Annotated in this window: 18 protein-coding genes and 2 pseudogenes; 7 read left to right on the top strand and 13 right to left on the bottom strand. The window is 37.6% G+C overall.

The genetic code is table 11. From position 1 onward, the window contains the following. Positions 1-29: 29 nt before the first annotated feature. A complete protein-coding gene (locus PN497_RS19510) occupies positions 30-2504 on the bottom strand; it encodes an NACHT domain-containing protein (RefSeq protein WP_272110771.1) in 2475 nt (824 codons plus the stop codon). A gap of 66 nt (positions 2505-2570) precedes the next feature. Further along, entirely contained in the window at positions 2571-3035 is a 465-nt protein-coding gene (locus tag PN497_RS19515; RefSeq protein ID WP_096568052.1) for a hypothetical protein, read from the bottom strand. 204 nt (positions 3036-3239) lie between these two features. On the opposite strand from PN497_RS19515, the gene PN497_RS19520 reads away from it, so the two are divergent. Then, positions 3240-3521, top strand: a complete 282-nt coding sequence (locus PN497_RS19520) for a DUF427 domain-containing protein (RefSeq protein WP_096568054.1) — start codon at positions 3240-3242, stop codon at positions 3519-3521. A 185-nt stretch (positions 3522-3706) separates the two neighbouring features. Here the strand turns inward: PN497_RS19520 and PN497_RS19525 are convergent, their stop codons facing one another. Beyond that, the gene (locus PN497_RS19525; RefSeq protein WP_096568056.1) at positions 3707-4150 is read right to left on the bottom strand and encodes a TOBE domain-containing protein; all 444 of its coding nucleotides are present in this window, start codon (positions 4148-4150) and stop codon (positions 3707-3709) included. Positions 4151-4325: 175 nt separating this feature from the next. Between PN497_RS19525 and PN497_RS19530 the strand changes: the two genes are divergently transcribed. Further along, positions 4326-5177 carry a DUF72 domain-containing protein gene (locus PN497_RS19530; protein ID WP_096568058.1) on the top strand — a complete coding sequence of 284 codons (852 nt, stop codon included), beginning with the start codon at positions 4326-4328 and terminating at the stop codon, positions 5175-5177. 147 nt (positions 5178-5324) lie between these two features. Beyond that, positions 5325-5498, top strand: a complete 174-nt coding sequence (locus PN497_RS25795; RefSeq protein ID WP_334310678.1) for a hypothetical protein — start codon at positions 5325-5327, stop codon at positions 5496-5498. Between the two features lie 112 nt (positions 5499-5610). On the opposite strand, the gene PN497_RS19540 is transcribed toward PN497_RS25795, so the two are convergent. The 4 genes from PN497_RS19540 to PN497_RS19555 form a co-directional block, all read right to left on the bottom strand. Next, entirely contained in the window at positions 5611-7119 is a 1509-nt protein-coding gene (locus tag PN497_RS19540) for a hydroxysqualene dehydroxylase (protein ID WP_096572681.1), read from the bottom strand. Between the two features lie 163 nt (positions 7120-7282). Continuing rightward, a complete protein-coding gene (locus tag PN497_RS19545; protein ID WP_096568061.1) occupies positions 7283-7852 on the bottom strand; it encodes a pentapeptide repeat-containing protein in 570 nt (189 codons plus the stop codon). Between the two features lie 612 nt (positions 7853-8464). Next, complete coding sequence (locus tag PN497_RS19550) at positions 8465-8746, bottom strand: RNA recognition motif domain-containing protein (RefSeq protein WP_096568063.1); 282 nt, start codon at positions 8744-8746, stop codon at positions 8465-8467. 364 nt (positions 8747-9110) lie between these two features. Next, positions 9111-9329 carry a hypothetical protein gene (locus tag PN497_RS19555; protein ID WP_096568065.1) on the bottom strand — a complete coding sequence of 73 codons (219 nt, stop codon included), beginning with the start codon at positions 9327-9329 and terminating at the stop codon, positions 9111-9113. Positions 9330-9492: 163 nt separating this feature from the next. Here PN497_RS19555 and PN497_RS19560 point away from each other — a divergent pair, with 163 nt between their 5' ends. Then, a complete protein-coding gene (locus PN497_RS19560) occupies positions 9493-10326 on the top strand; it encodes a DUF3598 family protein (RefSeq protein WP_096568068.1) in 834 nt (277 codons plus the stop codon). Between the two features lie 112 nt (positions 10327-10438). Here the strand turns inward: PN497_RS19560 and nrdJ (PN497_RS19565) are convergent. The 4 genes and pseudogenes from nrdJ (PN497_RS19565) to PN497_RS19580 all read right to left on the bottom strand — a co-directional run. Then, a pseudogene (nrdJ, locus tag PN497_RS19565) lies at positions 10439-11509 on the bottom strand (ribonucleoside-triphosphate reductase, adenosylcobalamin-dependent); the annotation flags it as partial. Between the two features lie 243 nt (positions 11510-11752). Then, positions 11753-13006 (bottom strand): annotated as a pseudogene (nrdJ, locus tag PN497_RS19570) (ribonucleoside-triphosphate reductase, adenosylcobalamin-dependent); the annotation flags it as partial. 179 nt (positions 13007-13185) lie between these two features. Then, entirely contained in the window at positions 13186-13542 is a 357-nt protein-coding gene (locus PN497_RS19575; protein WP_096568070.1) for a hypothetical protein, read from the bottom strand. 15 nt (positions 13543-13557) lie between these two features. Then, entirely contained in the window at positions 13558-13935 is a 378-nt protein-coding gene (locus tag PN497_RS19580; protein WP_096568072.1) for a hypothetical protein, read from the bottom strand. 288 nt (positions 13936-14223) lie between these two features. Between PN497_RS19580 and PN497_RS19585 the strand changes: the two genes are divergently transcribed. Together PN497_RS19585 and PN497_RS19590 are read left to right on the top strand one after the other, a co-directional pair. After that, positions 14224-14736: a DUF4351 domain-containing protein gene (locus PN497_RS19585; RefSeq protein ID WP_272110772.1), complete on the top strand. Its 513-nt coding sequence runs from the start codon at positions 14224-14226 to the stop codon at positions 14734-14736. Between the two features lie 140 nt (positions 14737-14876). After that, complete coding sequence (locus PN497_RS19590; protein ID WP_096568074.1) at positions 14877-15458, top strand: Npun_F5749 family FMN-dependent PPOX-type flavoprotein; 582 nt, start codon at positions 14877-14879, stop codon at positions 15456-15458. A gap of 90 nt (positions 15459-15548) precedes the next feature. Here PN497_RS19590 and PN497_RS19595 read toward each other — a convergent pair whose 3' ends face one another. Continuing rightward, positions 15549-16247, bottom strand: a complete 699-nt coding sequence (locus PN497_RS19595; RefSeq protein WP_096568075.1) for a L,D-transpeptidase family protein — start codon at positions 16245-16247, stop codon at positions 15549-15551. A 91-nt stretch (positions 16248-16338) separates the two neighbouring features. Then, on the bottom strand, positions 16339-17091 hold the full coding sequence (gene cysE / locus PN497_RS19600) for a serine O-acetyltransferase (protein ID WP_096568077.1): 753 nt from the start codon (positions 17089-17091) through the stop codon (positions 16339-16341). A 790-nt stretch (positions 17092-17881) separates the two neighbouring features. Here cysE and PN497_RS19605 point away from each other — a divergent pair. After that, positions 17882-18262: a hypothetical protein gene (locus PN497_RS19605; protein WP_096568079.1), complete on the top strand. Its 381-nt coding sequence runs from the start codon at positions 17882-17884 to the stop codon at positions 18260-18262. Positions 18263-18911 lie beyond the last annotated feature (649 nt).

Raw genomic sequence — 18911 nt, forward strand, 5'->3', positions numbered from 1 at the left:
ATTGTGAAAATTTGAATTCTATGAGTTGATTAAAATATACGCATAAATAGAATACTTTTTAAACTTCTGACTAAGCGAGTTCCCAAGAAAGGCTGATACCCAGCTTGATAAAATTCGGGATAGGGCATATTTTGAGCGCATTTCCAGATCAGTTCATAACTTTTATTATTTAACATATAACTACTTAAAGTCTGAATTAGCAAAGATCGTGCCTGATTACTATTAACTATTTTCCCCAAGCTATCAGCCGCCTGCCAACGGGTGGACTCATCCTGGGATGTTTGGATAAGTTGCACTAAAGCGGCGATCACTTTTTCATTGCCATGTCCTATATTCCCTAAGCTTTCAGCCGCCTGCTGACGGGTGTACTCAGACTGGGATGTTTGGATAAGTTGCACTAAAGCGGCGATCGCTTTTTCATTGCCATGTCCTATATTCCCTAAGCTTTCAGCCGCCTGCCAACGGGTGAAATAATCCTGGGATGTTTGGATAACTTGCACTAAAGCGGCGATCGCTTGTTCATTGCCAGGGTCTATTTTCCCTAAGCTTTCAGCCGCCCGCCTACGGGTGTACTCAGACTGGGATGTTTGGATAAGTTGCACTAAAGCGGCGATCGCTTGTTCATTGCCATGTCCTATTTTCCCTAAGCTTTCAGCCGCCTGCTGAAGGGTGTACTCATCCTGGGATGTTTGGATAACTTGCACTAAAGCGGCGATCGCTTGTTCATTGCCATGTCCTATATTCCCTAAGCTTTCAGCCGCCCGCCTACGGGTGGACTCATCCTGGGATGTTTGGATAAGTTGCACTAAAGCGGCGATCGCTTGTTCATTGCCATGTCCTATTTTCCCCAAGCTTTCAGCCGCCTGCCAACGGGTGTACTCATCCTGGGATGTTTGGATAACTTGCACTAAAGCGGCGATCGCTTTTGTGCGTTCCGTTTCTTGTAATGCTGTTGTAACTTGCTCTCTAATAGTGTCAAAATTACCAAATTTCCAATCAACAATCTGTTTAACTATTGCATCTGCTCGATCACAGTTTTTAAACTCAGTAATGGCCGCAGCAGCTAAAAAATAGGCTCGATAACCATAAAAACTTTTACCTTGATATTTCGCACAGCCATCTTGAAAATTTATCAATGCTTGAATAAATGCCTCTTTTTGAGCTTTATCTACATCCTTACTCCCAAACCACAATAATATAGTTTGTTTCCATTGTGGGTCAAAAATTCGATATTGTTTATTTTCTATAGGGTTATTTTTATGGTTTCTGGGTAAGAAAAAATCCCAATCATCAATTGCTGTGGCTGCAAAATATTCTTGAAATGACGCATGGAAAAAAGCATAAGTAGGGTTTCCGTTTGGATCTCTGCCTACCTGATTTAACCAACCCAATTTTAAAGCTAAACTGAGTAAAGAATTTTGATCATTGTTTTTACCCAAGTATTCATTGACTAAATTTTCTGACAAGCGAAAACGAGTAGCTTCTTTGTCTATAGCAACTTTAGCTAACTCTGCCAATTTATCCTTGAGAGTGTCTAATTTATCGCCTACATTTTGATTGAATAATTCTTGCTTCCATTTATCAAAATCATCAACAAACTGCTGATAGAGTCCGGCTTGAGTATCTGGTAAACTTCCGGTTTTCTGTTGCCAATTAAAACAAAGTAGCGTTAACCGTAGTGGATTTTTTACTAAGTCTTGAATTCTTTCTTTTCCTGGTTTACGGAGATCATTAAATAAAGATTCTCCCCGTTTTGGTTCTGCGATAAACCAGTTGTTAATAAATAATTCCACCTGTTCAGGATAGGAAAAATCTAAAGTTCTATAGGTATCAAAATCAGACAGTGCATTACTTTGTCCATCCCATAAATTTACCCGACAGGTTAAGACAATTCGCGCTTGAGTAATAATTCCCCCTTGACAAATTGCTTGATTAATATATCCTAAAGGATTACCAGATGTGACAACCATTTCATCTAACCCATCTAACAACAGCCATACTTTACCGTTGTTAAATTGGCTAGTTAAATCATCTTTAATATTTTGATCAGCTGCCGCTTTGTTTGCTTGTTGACTAGCAGCATTTAACCAAGTTGTAAATACATAATCTTGTAATGTTTGATTTTCTAATTCAGCTAAAGATATCCAAATAATAATAGCATCTGTATTTTGGTGAGATAAATAATTAGCAATTTGTTGTAATAATGTAGTTTTACCTGCCCCTGGTTCACCAATAATGGCAATGCGTTTACCTTGACTTTTTGGTGTATTTTTTTGGTGAAAAACTTGTTCTAAAAATTCATTATTTTCATATTTTTGAGTAATTTCTGTTTCTTGATAAAGTTCTGAACCCCTTTCTGGAGAAATATCAAGATTACTTTTTTGTTTGGGTTGTTTTTTCCGTTCCACCAAACCCAGTGGTACATAAACATCTTGCACCCGAAAATTAACCCCTTCAGCATGAGTGAGGGGATTTGTGGTTAATTTCTGCCTTTCTGCTAACATTTCCCGGCAGATTTCAGGCCAATTGGGAGTTAACTTTGCCCGACTCTCCCCATCGGGCGGCTGTAGTCAGTAATTATAAGTCGGGTTATTGATATTTATTTGTGAGGCAACATTTGACCCTCTATCTGCATTTATTACATCTGCTATTTTTTCAAAATTGTTAATAACTGAAGTCTGGGATTTAACATCTGATTCAATTTTTTTTGCTTTCGCTTTAATTTCCTTAGCAGTTTCCGACTGATCATTATTTACTGCTGCTTCCACATCTAGTACAGCTTCAGCAATTTCCCGGTCGTTTGCTGCTGCTTCGGTTAGTTCTAGCACAGCTTGACCATAATCTATTATTGCCGTTTCACCTGCTTCTATAGATGCAGTCAGGGATGGTGCTTGTTGCTTGTCGCGTAGCTTAGTGATTAATTTACCGGTTTGTTTCCAGATGACATCACCAAGGTTTTCGCCCATTTTCTCTAGAGGTTTACCTAAAATTGTAACAACAGCAGTTACAACAGCAGTAAGTGTGATTAGTTCCATAAATTCACTATCAAGTAATTTACCGTAAAGATTATTTCAACAGTCGTGATAGCTGTTTCGCAAAAAAGTCAACCAAACCAAATTCAGTACATACCACAAATCAAGGGCAATCTTAGCCTATTTTCAGGAATTTTGTAAATACTATCCAGTAGTCACCTAAAAATGTCACAATAAGAATTGTAAACTTTCTTTTCAATCCTCACTATGAAAGCAACTTGGAACGGTGCAACTTTAGCCGAAAGTGATAATACCGTAGTCGTAGAAGGAAACCATTACTTTCCTGCTGACGCTATTAACAAACAATATTTCAAAGACAGTGATACTCACACCACTTGTTCTTGGAAGGGAGTTGCGAGTTACTACACCATTGAAGTAGATGGACAAGTTAACAAAGATGCAGCTTGGTACTATCCCAGCACCAAAGAGAAAGCGAAAAATATAGAAGGTTATATTGCTTTCTGGAAAGGTGTGAAGGTGGAAGCATAGGTAAGCATTCAGCTATCAGTAATCAGCTTAAATCTAGAATGTAAAAGAGATTAATCAAAGTCCGACTTTTCAAGGAGGATTTAGGGGGATAAATAGAAAATTTTTGACACATCATGAGTGACTTTTCAAACATTTTCTTAGCACTGCTAAACCCCTACTGATTACTGATGGCTGAATGCTTACATTTAATCCTTAGCAATGACAATATCATTAGACTTAATCACAGCATAAGCTTCTGCACCTTCCACTAATCCTAATTCCTCCGCAGATACTTTAGTAATGATTGAAGTTAATTCAACTTTATGCACAATTTCTAAAGTTATTTCACTGTTAACAGTTCCGGTAGTTACTCGTTTAACCACTCCTTTTAAAACATTACGAGAACTAACTTTTAATGGTTTCTTGGGAATAATATTTCCTATCTCAACAGTCTGAGTTTCTACCTTCTCTTGGGGGGTTGGTTGTGATATTTTGGGTGCAGATGCAGCAGGTTTTTGATTTAACCCGCGTACCAGTTCCCGCAAAATCTCAGTTTTAGTGCGCTGAGAATGCTGACAGAACTCTTCTAAAATCTTCCGTTCTTCCTCTGAGGTTTGGAATGTTACCCAACCTTGTTCTTTTCTGGGCATAAGTTTACCAAAAATATACCAATTTATTTGGTACTCATTATTATAGAATCTTGATACAATCCTAGCAGGTAGTGGCAAAAATTAATCATCAAACATCATCAAACATTATCAAACCCAATACCTAGTTATAGAATTAAATCAGATCAGATAGTATTTGGTTTTGTGAACTGGTTTTGTGAAATTTTTCATCGGTTGTGCAGTTTGGGCTTATAAAGGTTGGGTGGGCGAACTTTACCCCTCTGGAACTCGCACCACGGACTTTTTGCATCTTTACAGTCGTCGTTTTACCACGGTAGAAGGTAATACCACTTTTTACGCTGTTCCTAACCCGGAAACCGTTACCCGTTGGATGACAGAAACACCTCCGGGGTTTGAGTTTTGCCTAAAGTTACCGCGAGATATTACCCATCAAAAATTACTGCAACCCCATATTCCTGAAGCGTTAGCATTTTTAAAGAGAATGCAACCATTAGGTAAGCGTTTGGGTCCAATGTTTGCCCAACTACCACCGAGTTACTCACCTGCGTTACTGGATGACTTGCAGACATTCCTGGAAGCATGGCCACGTCAAGATGTACCTTTAGCATTAGAGGTGAGACATGGTGACTGGTTTAAAGAACCTCATTTGAGTAATTTAACAACTTTGTTAGAAAATTTAGGAGTTGGTAGAGTTTTATTAGATACTCGTCCTGTGTATTCTGGGGAAGATGATCCACAATTAGCATCAGAAAGGCGTAAACCACAATTACCAGTACAATTTTCTGTCACTGCCAATTTTACATTAATTCGGTTTATTTCCCATCCCCGTTTATCTATGAATGAGCAATTTATGAATGAATGGGTGACATATATTAAAAAGTGGTTATCAGAGGGAATTAAAATTTATTTGTTTGTACATTGTCCTACAGAGGATATGTCTCCTAATAATGCTCGTTATTTTCAACAATTATTAGAGGAAAATGGTGTAGAAGTTCCGCCTTTACCTTGGAATACTATTAGTAATAGTAATCAACTGAGTTTATGGTAAGTAGGTGACAGTAAAAACGAAGTAGCGAAAGCTGTTGAAACCATTACAGATCCAAGGTTACAAAGAAATATAGCTGCTGCTAGTAGCGTGTTAGCAGGGTTAGTTTTAGATAAACAAGTGATCAGGAAGATTTTCAGGAGTGAAATTATGCGCGAGTCTGTAATTTACCAAGAAATTCTCGAAGAAGGTAAAGCTGAAAAAGCTAGGAATGTAGCAATCAATTTACTAAGAATTGGTATGAGTTTACCACAAATTGCTCAAGTTACAGAGTTATCTATTGAGCAAGTTGAGGAAATACAAAAATCAATTCAAGGATCATAATTGATACCAAAATCCCCGACTTCTGCAATTCAGTCAAAATTTATGGACATGATAATAAAAAAAGTCGGGGATCTAGGGGATCTAATTTAGCAAATTAAGCAAATTAAGCAAATTAAGGCAACCAAAAATTAGGTAAAATTGATTTACCCACATCACGGATAGCTTGATTCACATTTCTCGCTATTTGTATATGATGTTCATCTTGTTCTATAGGTAAAATATTTGCTTTTTTCCCTGTTCCTAAATAATCAATTGCTAAATTTGCAGCTTCCAAACCTGTAACAAAGGCTTTTTCCTGTGACCATGAACCGTGACGGTTAATAATCCAATCACCACTCATAAATACATTATTCAAACTGGTTTTAGCTGGTAACATATTCTGATAACTACCAGGCGAAAAATGTGTAACTGCATTTGCTAAACGAATGACGCTACTATCAATTACTTTTGCTTCTTTAAATTCTGGTACACAAGTTGCTAAATAACCTTGAACTATTTTGACAATTTCCTCATCACTTAAATGTAAAAATTGATTGGCATGATAAAAGTCAACTTCTACAACTGTTTCGGTTTGATTTTTATATTCATCATGCAAAGCATTCAAATCAAAAAAAGTCCATCCGGTTGTATTATCAAATCCAAAACAAGCATTAGAAGGACGAGGAATATTGATTTTTCTGTCAAACCATAACCGAGTCGCTAATACATCTATTGCTCCTAAATTGCTGATATTTCTAAATTCTGCATAATGTTGTAAACTAGAACTATTAGCAACAATTTTTTTCATTCCTGTAATTCCTACAGAAAAAATCACGGCATCAACATCAAAAACTTGATCACCACAAACTACACCTTTAATCTGATTATTACCACCGACAATTACATCTGTAACTCGATGTTTAGCTAAAACTTTCGCCCCTAACTTTTCTATCTTCTGCACCCAAGGACGAAAGATTTTTTCGCCTACTGTTCCCCGACACCAAACTACATCAAAATCTGGTTGGTGAGCGAGGATAAAATAATATAGCATTCCTAAAGTGGCGGCGGCTGAACATTGTTCACCAGGGGCAAATAAACCCACTAATAACATAGGTTCAAATGCTTCTTTATAAAGTCTGGCGGAAACACCAAAAGTTTTGAATAATTCACGGGCGGTTATATAATCATATCTTTGCCAAGCATCATGAGAATTATCAAAATCAATTAAGCTATAAAGTAAAGGTAAGGCGCTGAGTCTGTCAATTAATGGTAATCTTTGAAATTGCGGGTAAATAAAAGTTCCTAAGGGGGTTGGTAGTCTGGGTAAATCTTGAAAAATTGGTGATTCAACTTCTAAACCTGCGGGAGAATATTGAGCAGAACGAGTCCAAGTTGTAAAGGGGTTTATTTCTAATTCATTGATGAGAGAAAATATATTTCTGTAAGGATACCAAAAGCCATGAATACCGGCTTCTACAGATTTTCCTGCTGAGGTTTGCCAACCTGCTACCAAACCACCAGGATATGGTCCTGCTTCTAAAAGTGTGACATCATAACCTTGTTTTGCTAAATGATAGGTTGCCCCTAAACCCGCCCAACCAGCACCGATAACTACTACCCGTTTTTGTTGTAATTCTGACATTTTTGCACCCATGTTTTTCTGTACAGATAGTTATCATATCGGTTTGAGCAGGGAACAGGGAAAGAAAATTTTAGATTTTAGATTTTAGATTTTAGATTTTAGATTGGAATTGGCAAAAACAATCCAAAATCCAAAATCCAAAATTCTGCCTCCTGTTTCTTCATTAACTATGAATACTGCCATCGGGCATAATAGCACCTGTTAAAAAAGCTTCACTCATATCTGTGGCGTTTAAATTAGCTCTGGTCAAATTTACCTCACACAGATTAGCTTCACTTAAATCAGCGCCGGTTAAATTTGCGCCTTGTAAATTTGCCTTCCACATCCGCACACCTCCCATTTTTGCACCACTTAAATTTGCACCTTGTAAGTTGGCGGCTGTGATTGATGCTTGATGTAAATTAGCATCACATAAATCTGCACCAGTTAATAAAGCTCCACTAAGGTCTGATTCATTTAAATGGGAATTAGTTAGTATAGCTTGAGTTAAATCAGCACCACAGAGAATCACTTCTGATAAATTAGCATTTTCTAATGTTGCACCTCTGAGATTTGCTTTACTTAAATTTGCTCCACTCAAAGATGCTGCGGTGAGGTTTGCACCTCTGAGGTCTGCTCTACCAAAGTCTATACCACCCAAGTTAGCTCCTTGTAGGTTTGCGGAAGGTAATGCAATACCGTTAAAGCTTCTTTCTCCTCTGGCATACCTAGTTAATAGTTCTTGAATATCCATAGTTTTGAGTTATTTGTACTTAGTTGGAAGATTTAATTTGTATTTGGCGAAAATTTATTTAAGAAAAATACAAAAATAAATACAATTATTAAAACTAAAATCTCAAATATATTAACTATTTTAGTGACCTCAAATTGATCAATATAATGAATGCTACCGATAACATTGATATTGGGAGCATCCGAATTTTGCCAACATAAATGTAGCTAAATCAAAAGTTTGAGTGTTTATACCTTGCATGAAGTAGCCATACTGACTCATGAGGGCAATAAACAGGAAATAGAAAGTGTTGAGAAATCATTGAGGATGACTATATATACTATATATATAGTACCTATAAAAAAATCACTTTTCCACAAATGCTAAAAATCTGTTAGGATTTGTCACGAATATCAAACAATTTCAGGGACTTTATGCGGAAATTTTGGCTGGAATAATCAAGACTGAATTTGCTATAAAAAAACCGACTAGTCTTAACATTTGTCTGCAATGAATCTCTAGTCGGGCATAATTATATAGCGTTGTGTGATTGGCAATTGTTTCTAGCTGGATTTTAGCGATCGCTTACTTGCATAAATAGAAACAATCTGCTAAGATAAGACTTCTATATTATTAATATTCTTTTTTAGACCAACTACCTCGTCGATCATCCTCTCGTGGTTTTGCTTTATTCACTCTTAGTTGACGACCCATCCATTCTGCACCATCCAATTCTGTGATAGCAGCATCTTCTTGTGCATCTTCGATCATGTCAACAAAAGCAAATCCGCGCATCCTTCCGGTTTCGCGGTCAGTAGGTAAAACAACTCTTTTGACCTCGCCATAATCAGCAAACACGGCTTTTAAGTCTGCTTCGGTTGCGCGGTAAGAGAGATTTCCAACGTAGATAGTCATTATGAGTCACGTAATTTTCAACAAAAAGCGATAGTTCAGATGGAAACTGGAACTCAGCAAATTTTAAGCATTGCTCCCGTTGCCTTGGATTCATGTATGACAAAAATTGTAGGAGATTAGTCATCAATTATACTAGTTCACTACTCAACCTGCCACCAGACTGAACATACCCATCTGCTCATTATGATAACTGATTATGACATTTTCCAAAGTATGAGAATTTACAAAGAATTATAATATAAAATTATATGCTTTGATCTATTGGATAATTTAACAGAATTTATTGCTAACAAGCTGCGGTAATCTAATTACATTTTAGCAATTATAAACCGTTAACGTTGAAATGTTAACGGTTTATAATTGATTAATCAATTGAAATTTGTTGAGGGCCAGAGGCTTTGCCATTCTGGACTTCAGTGGCTGTTTTGGGGAAGTTGGCTGAAGTAATATGTTGATCTAGCCAACTTCTAACAGGATCATCAGCTAGGTTAAGTCGGAGGACACCAGAAACAAACCCACCCATAAATGACACTGGATGCTGGGCAAGTTCTTTAAATAGAGGAGACAATTCACTAATAAACATTACACTCTCCAAGTATTGCCGTAAAAAAATTATTAATTCTTCATCAATCTTAACAGATACTGGCTAATAAGTGACAATAAACAAATTTAATAATATTAAGATGTATAATAGTTATGATTTTTTCAATCCACAACAAATTAATTGAATTGAAATTTATTAAGCTATGACAAGCAACTGGGAAAACTTTATCAAAAATATAGGTGAGTGGAGGGGTTCATTTACTCAAATATCCCCCCAGGGAGAAATATTAAAATCTACGCCTAGCATTTTAAACTTAGAAGCCATTGATAATAACCAAGCTGTACTGTTTAGATTACGTCGTTTTGATAGTAATAATTATGATAGTTCTCCCATTCAAGATTATCAACAAGAATATCGTTCTTTAGCCAAAGAAAACATATTTTTTAACACAGGTGCGTTTGCCAAAGGAACATTACAACTAGCACCGTTTACAGAATTTGGTGCAGAATATGGCTTTATAGATGAAAATAGGCGATCGCGCTTAGTGCAATTATTTGACAAACAAGGAAAATTTAGTAATTTAACCTTAATTAGAGAATTTAGAACTGGTACAGAAGCCAAAGAAAGACCACCATTGACAGTAGAACAACTAATTGGTAAATGGGAAGGTCAAGCGCACACAGTATATTCAGACCTCAGCCCCTCAGAAACAAATACCAGTTATTTAGAAATCAAAGAACTAGACAACGGATATTTAGAACATAAGCTATCATTTGCTGGTCAAAATATTAGCTCAAAAGCCAAGATAGCAGGTAATAAATTGATATTTGAAAAAGAAGGAAATATCAGAGAAATCTTATTATTACCCGATGGAATTTCTAGTAATGTTCCCGTCCAACTAGAACTAAGAAAACCCTTTTTTGTAGAAGCAGGTTGGTTAGTCACAGACAACGAACGCCAAAGGTTAATTCGTACCTACAATGCAAAAGGAGAATGGATAAGTTCAACTCATGTGATTGAAATTAAAAATATTTAGGGAACAGGGAACAGGGAACAGGGAACAGGGAATAGGGAACGAGGGAAAAAAATATTTACCTCCTGCCTCCTGCCTCCTGTCTCCTGCCTCCTGTCTCCTGCCTTCTGCCTCCTTATGTGGGTGACTGTTCAGGGAACATACATTTATCAGAGTCACAACCGCTAGGTCCTGCTTCTGACATTTCCCCTAAATCATAACGACCTAAAGCACCACAAAAATCATCGGTTTTACGTCTTGCTTTCACCTCAGCAGATAAACGCTCATAAGTTGCTTTGTCTATGGGTTCAAAGGGTAAACGGGGGAAAGTTTGAATGTCATCAAACCGCGCTAATAAAGCCGCAGAAATGTAACCTTCATCATTTTTCACCGCTTCATAAATGCGTGTTCCCAAAACTTCAACTTCCTCAGAACGTAACTCTAAAGTCGCTGAGGTGTTATGGGTAGTGTAGTATTTCTGCACTTGCATCACAAAATCTAACTGTGCCAATACAGAAAACTTGGATACATCAATTTCATCTGCTCCTGGTAAATCTGCCCAAGAGACAGCCACGGGTATTTCTACCAACCATTCTGTACAACGAGGATCAAACGGATCATTTAACAAGTTACCGTTTTCGTCTTTGTCAGATTGAGAAGGTATGACATTATACCCATAATCTATACAGGCTAAGGCTACAGGGTCATTTTTACGGAAAGTGATCCGGCGGATGAACCTTTGCGCTTTGGGTGGATGCCAACCAGAACTAGCACCAGTCAATAAAGATTTTGTCCCGCTAGGCTGCACAGTAGTACAACGGTTGGGGCGTTTAATTCCGTGTTTATCGCAATATTCCCAAACAGCGTTATGTACTATTTCTCTCCATTTGCTGAGGTATTTTTGCTCACCGCGTTTAAATATCAGTCCTTCAGGGGTTTCAGGTCTGCCTTGTTCCCACCAGCGCAACCAGTCCACACCAAAAGCATGAACAAAGAAGTCAAATAAACCAGTGAAGGAAACGCCGACGATGGGATCAAGTTCCCGACTATATTGATAGCGGGGTTCTTGGAAGTGATGGTTTAATAATGCAGCAACAGATAAAGCACCGGCTTTAAATGCTTCCTCTTGTTCTTTATAGTTGTCGGGATCGAGTTGGTTTAAGTGTACCTCAGACAAATTACAGTGGAAATTAGTTCCTATTATTTCCAGTTTTGTTATCCTAAAGGCTCTTTATCCTTTAGTTCTAGTGCTTTAATTCGCACTAGCTCGGAGTACATTTTCTACAGTTTCCTGTAGTCCGGCACTCGTGGAAGTCTTTTATTCTCCTGGGAGGTTCAACTTCTACTCTCTACGGTGTTACAGGCTTTTTAGTTCCTGTAATTACCTCGGCATTAGCAGTCTCAGCTTTCACCGATTTTGCCGGATTTTTACGTGAGGCAAGTATAATTATTTACCACACGGATTAAGCCCGTATCTACCTAAACGATGTTCTAATTCTTGTTCATCAATATTTGGATGATGTTGTTGTATCCATGCTTTAGCTTTTCCTTGTTCGTAAGCTTGCAGGAAGTCTTTTTTCAGTTCTGGGGTGTTGAGTAAATCAATATTAGCTCTTGCCACCGCTTCACCAGCCCATTGAATTGCACCTTCACCACTGTAATATTGCTTTTGCACTGCGGCAATAGATTCTTCTAGGGTGGGTTTGCGGTGAAATACTCTTGTGTGGTTGGCCATACGTAAAGCATCACGCTCAGGATCTATGCGCCAGTTACCTTCTGTATCTTGATGCCAAAGATTATCTTTCGCTGTTGCGCTTTGTTGGTCTTCTGCAACGAATTGGCGCATCCCCGCGCTTCTGCGTATATTTCCAGCAACAATTGATACAGCAGCTTCATCAATTAATAAACAGCATTCCACAGAGGTTAACTGTCTACCTAAAGCTTTATTCAGAATAGAGGCGCAGCGTTCATATAAACCAGGTAATTTTACTGGGTTAGCAACACCACCAAAACCTTTCAAGGTTTCCCCGGACTGACGTACATCACTAATATCTACAATTACCTGAACGTCATCGGTATGGTCAGTGAGCGAAGTCGAACTGAAGCGTTCATCGGTAGAAAGCTCTAACAGGGTTTGATAGGACTTTACCCAACCTTCCCGACTATCTCCGACGTGAATAGTAACGGTGTTACCTTGTATATCGGTTTCTGTAAATTCTCGACGCTGTTCTACAGGTGTACGGCCAACTTCACCTGTGATGGTAACATTTAAGCGATTACGGATAGGGGGCAATTGATTAATATACTGCGGTTCGATAATAGCGCCTGTACCACAACCCATCATGGCCAAGTCCATCATTAAACCGAAGGCTTTCCAGTCTACTAAGTTGGTAGAAGTACAATTATAAGCACCAGAAAAGTTTTTTGATTTTTTTAACCAGTCTGTGCCACCAACCCACAACCAGCGGCCACTGGGTAGGGATTTCATGTTGCGTTGCATTTTATCTAAGAGGGCGGCTTCTTCTTGGGTAAGTTTGCCTAACTCTACTAAACCTTGTAAAGTGCGATCGCACACCTCATTCCAGGATTCTCTTAAACCTGCTGCTGTACGACGGCTGTAGGTTCTAAAAAATACAGGGTTTGCTGCTGGTGCGGTTTCGGGGAAAGATGCACTCTGGCGTTGACGTTGCAATTCTTGAACCATAAGAAATTTTTGTAGCTTAATCACAGATTAAGACTATAACGCCAACTCGTTATATTATGAAAGGTTGCTAAATTTACCACTTTGTGATTTGAAGTATTTTGTATAATATGTAACAATTTTTTATTTTTATTGTCAAACCCTGACTATGTACCAGGGTTAGTGAAGGTTATCATTTACTACTAAGCATTGATAGCAAGTAAAGATTCTAATTCATTGATATCTGTTACAACTCTACGTAATTGCTCACTAAAATATAAAACTTCATAATTAGGTGCAAGTTCTTTTTGTAGTTGTTTCCACAAACTAATACCTTCTTGTTCAAAAGCTGCTGCTGCTTTTACATCTGAAAACCCAGATGAACCAGGATCTTCCCAGTTTAACTTTGCATCATAAATATCTGCCCATTTTGCCAAACGGCTGATAGTTTCTTCACTTAATAGCATAGTTTCTGGATCAATATCTCCAACTTGATCAGAGCTAACCCACCATAAAGGGTAGCATCCATAATCAGCCATGAGTTTGATTTTTTCTGCCATAATCAATTTACCAACTTATGGGGAAGTTCTAGGGTTAGCTCCCACTATATACCCATTATTGCTTACAGTAACAGCGATGTAGTGAGTTTTGCTATTAAAGTTAACTTCATAAATAATTCGAGTGTTTTTTCTTCCTTGATATCCAATTATTTTACCTTCCGTTATTGCTGTAATAATTGCATCTGGTATCTGGTCGGATCCTATACCTTGATCTGCAAATTGTGAAGAATGTTCTTCTAATATATGCTGGAGTCCTGCTTGAGTGTTTCCTTCTTCTAAAAATACGATTTTGCCATCTGCTTTTTTAGCAATCCTTACTATTTTTTCAGAGTTATGCTTAATACCAAGTTGGGCAAGTTCAGCAAGTAACGCTGATTTTTCATCATTATTCATTTACATATCTCCTTGAGTTGGGGATAAGTTGTGTCTAGATAAATTGCGTAAAGTGCGATCGCACACCTCATTCCAGGATTATCTTAAACCTGCTGCTGTACGACGGCTGTAGGTTCTAAAAAATACAGGGTTTGCTGCTGGTGCGGTTTCGGGAAAAGATGCACTCTGACGTTGACCTTGCAATTCTTGAACCATAATAAAGTCTGATTGCTGACTAACAGATTAAGACTATAACGCCAACTCGTTATATTATGAAAGGTTGCTAAATTTACCACTTTGTGATTTGAAGTGTTTTGTATAATATGTAACATATTTGTATTTGATGGCGATCAAGTGCATAGAATATATTTAGATGAGTTGGGAGACATTCAAGAATTACCTGTATGGGTAGGGTTAATGGTACTGACGACTTTAAAAGAAAGTCAAGCACCAGCAGCAGCTAGGTATTTATTAACAAAAAGTAATCAAGAATCATCATCAAATGAGATGATTTTAGAAATGATTACTACAATCATGATGTACAGGTTTGAAAATCTGACTTTGCGGGAGGTTCAAGTCATGTTAGGAATTTCATTAGAAAGAAGTCGCGCTTATCAAGAAATTAAACAGGAAGGAAGACAAGAAAGTGCTTTAAATTTAGTTATGCGACAGTTAACTAGACGTTTGGGAGAGTTACCGGAGGAAGCAAAAAATAATATTGCTAACTTATCTTTGAGCAATTTAGAAAATCTTGGAGAAGCGTTGTTAGACTCTACCAGTTTAAAAGATTTACAAAGTTGGTTAAGTCAAGTGCAAGATTAATTTATTACTGATCAGATCCCTGACTTTTCAAAAAAATTCACTATTTATAGAAGTTGGGATTTCAAAAATAGTAGATTTTAAATTATAATTACATAACCAACCAATAAAAATCAAATTACAAAAATCTTACAGTAATAATAATGTCCCTAGCACCTTGGAGAAGTTTAATAACTCGCGCTTTACACAAAAACCGCAGTTTGGTTTATTCCCGTTATGTGCAACTTGCAACCGTGCGAGAAAATGGTTTACCTGCAAACCGCACTGTAGTATTTCGTGGTTTTCTGGAAGATACCAACCAGCTAAAATTTATTACCGATATTCGTAGTGCAAAAGCTGAACAAATACCACAACAACCAGCAGCAGAAATTTGTTGGTATTTTCCCAACTCTAGAGAACAATTTCGTATTAGTGGAAAATTAATTTTAATTACTGCTAATTCTCATCCACATTTACAACCAGCGAGAATAAAAATGTGGCAAGAATTAAGTGATGCTGCACGTTTACAATTTGCTTGGCCTACTCCTGGTAAAGAAAGAGTAAGAACACCAGAAGCATTTACACCATCAGCACCCAACCCTTTAGAACCATTAGAAACCTTTTGTTTATTATTACTTGAACCTACCGAAGTAGACTATTTAGAATTGCGGGGTGAACCACAAAATAGAACTATTTATAAACTTGATGAAAATCAAGAATGGGATTTTGAAGAAATCAATCCGTAAGTCTTCAGGTAGTAGACTCCTAACTTCTATTCTTTTATTACTGTCACCTGTCACCTGTCACCTGTCACCTGTCACCTATTGCTCTTGACATTAAGGTAAAATTTCCACAATCGTACCTTTCTGAACAACTTTATATAATTCATCTACATCTTTATTTTTTAAAGATGGACAACCTAAAGTCCAGTTATTTTTTGCATCAATCATTTCATCAGCACCCGCAGGTACACCATGAATACCTACTTCACCACCAATAGGAAGATACCAAGCTAATTCACCATTGATTTTAGCTTGAAAATGCTTTCTCCAAGATTGTGAATTAGGATAATTTAACCACATAAATTTTGACCATTGGGGATGAGGATAAAGGTCTTTAATTTGTAAAATCCCTTCGGGTGTTTTTTTATCACCTTCTCTTTTTTTATCACCTGTGGGGTTAGCACCAAAAACCACAGGATAAGATTTAATAGGTGTGAGATTGTAATATAATGTTAGTCTGTGCTGAGATTTTTCAATTAAAATAGATATCTGATCTTTATTAATAGGTTCGGTAATTATTTTTTCTATTGGTTGGTCATAATTTAATAATTCATTGCCAATTATAGGTTTATGTATTTTGTGATTTGTTTGACAATTTGTCATACATAAAACCTCGGCAATTTCTGTCACTGGAAATATCAAACCTGCACGCAAGAGTAACCCATAAAATACAGAACCAGTAACAAAAAACAAAATAATGTTTAATAGGATTCTCTGTTGTTTAAGGTATTTGGTTATTGATTCTGTATTCATGATTTGTATGTTTGTTTAAACCTGCTACAAATAAATATTCTGACTCCTGACTCCTGACTCCTAACTACTGATTCCTGAATTATTACATTGGTTAAATCCCAGCACCGTCTAAAAATTCCTGTATTGTTTTATCTCGAAGATTACAGAAATTATGCTCTTTTGGTAATTCATCTACTTGAATGTATTTACCTACTAAAACCGGAACTTTGACGGGATTTTGTAGAGTTTCTATTTTTTCTTCTAGTGCTTCAATACGATCTAGTAAACTACGAATTACTTGAGCTTCCGAGTCTGGTAGGTTGTTGTGTTCCAATGGTGAAACTTTCACTCCAGAACGGTAAACAATACGTCCAGGAATCCCGACAACGGTACAATCAGAGGGAACATCTCTTAAAACTACTGAACCTGCACCGATACGGACGTTATTACCTATTTGCAGATTTCCTAAAACTTTTGCCCCTGCACCAACAACGACGTTTTCACCTAATGTGGGGTGACGTTTACCGCTTTCTTTACCTGTACCACCCAGGGTAACGCCTTGATAAATGAGGGCGTAGTCTCCAATAATGGCGGTTTCGCCAATGACAACGCCCATACCGTGGTCAATAAATACGCCTCTGCCAATTACTGCCCCTGGGTGAATTTCAATACCCGTTAAAAACCGAGCAATATGAGAAATGAGCCGGGGAATAAAGGGAATGCCAATAGCACGCAACCAGTGAGCCAGTCTGTGAAGGATTAAAGCCTGTAAACCAGGGTAGCAAAACAAGACTTCTAACCAATTCCGGGCTGCTGGGTCACGTTCAAAAATGATGCGAAAGTCGGCACGCAGTGTAGATAGCATCTAGATAGTACCCAATAAGCAAAACAAGCTACTTTCCCATTTTATCGTTACTTGGTAATTGGTGATTGGTGATTGACATGACGCAAAAACCGCAACCAGAAAAAAACACACAGCTAGAGATACAATTTAATCCTTTGACGCACATTCCACCTCAGAAATTTTCCCTATTCCCTATTCCCTATTCCCTAACCTAACAGATATGACTCAGATCACAGCCAAGATGTTGCCTTGTGGTTTAAGATTCGGAAACTGCTACCGTGATTAGTAGTCTAATGGTCATGGTGCATCAATTTGTCAGTAGATTTTGTAGTTTCAGGAACTTGTAATCTGCTGTGTTAGTCAAGCAAAAAAGTGCAGGGTGCAGAGAGGAAATTTCTGAGGTTTCGGAAATTCTCTTTGGATATTTAGGTAAATGGTAGGGTTTGTTAGATGAGAGATTTGATTTGCTCTGTCTCATTAACTCTGGAATTATTTTTACCAAAACTAACAGTTCTCCACAGCCAGCCTACACAAATAACTTTATGATTTACTGAATACTAAATATTGTTGGTAAATTAAGTAAAAAATGTAACTCATTCTGCTATGCAGCAAGAGGTTTTAATGCTGTAAAAATATTCCGGTGGAATGTTTCTACTGACTGCTAGTATATATTACTGACTTGCCTTCACTCAGTAATTACGGTTGGCTCGGTAACGATTATTTCACATCTAGAAAGTAAAAAAATTGGCTTAAATTTTCCGGATCTACAAAAAATTTTGAGTTTATTGTTACACGTAAATATGTAAGCACGATGAATATCAAACTCGATAAACACACTCCAGATAGTCTGGCATCTTTATTTGTCCTTCTCATGGAAGAAGGAATGACACCAAATCAAATTTTGGTTGGTATTGTTCGTCTAGCGACGGATAGCAAAGAATTAGAAGGCACGATTGTCTCAGCCGATTGTATACGTTTCCTGTTGTCGATAATGCCACTAGATACAAGTGCGCCAGGGGTGACTGGGTTTGTATTATCCCTGGCCAAAGAAGGCGTTAGTAGCTTGATGCTGTTCGATGCTTTGGGTTTTGCCTGCTATGTTTGTGGTTTGTTCGATACTGCTAGTTTGCTCCGCTTGACTTATCAGAGATTGCAAGCTGACAAAATCATTTCCCAAATGCTGCGCGACTAAGAGTTAATGACTAACCAATGTTTTTTTAGACGGCTCATGCCAAATCAAAAAATGCTCAACCAAACAATGGATGAACTGATAAAACTAATAAAAGCGTTATATGTTTCCTGTGAGATATTTAGCCAGTTGTAGTGAAGCGACTACAAGGTTAAGGGACTGCTACAACATATAGCGATGTTGTGCAGTGCTTCATCAACAACTGGCGAGTGGCTGTAAGTTCTGAGGGTTGGCTGCCATCCTTCCCTTGGAACTATTTTTAACTGTCCTGTTCTTTTTGTTGATATTTCTATTAAAACGGTAACTAAAAAATTTTGTCTGCCAAATTGCCAAAACCTTGAATTGTTTGGCTGACGGTGGAAATGAGGATTTTGATTGCATAGATGGGGCGTTGAGGAACGCCCCTTTTCCTATTTTCCTCATGGTAGGGGGAGTTAGGGAGAAATATTTAGGGTTTGCTGAAAAAGTTATCTGTGAAGGACCAGTGACAGGTGCTACGCCACGGTGACAGTTTCAAGAGTTGGATAGGAACGATTTTTTCTTGAAGTAGGAATTAAGTGCAAGGTTTTTCAGTTGCCACCTCATAAAAGCTTGCACTTTTTGAAAGCACTTCGGCTTACTTCGACACCGCCCTTCGACACCGCCCTTCGAC

It is taken from the genome of Sphaerospermopsis kisseleviana CS-549 (assembly GCF_028329225.1).
GTDB lineage: Bacteria > Cyanobacteriota > Cyanobacteriia > Cyanobacteriales > Nostocaceae > Sphaerospermopsis > Sphaerospermopsis kisseleviana.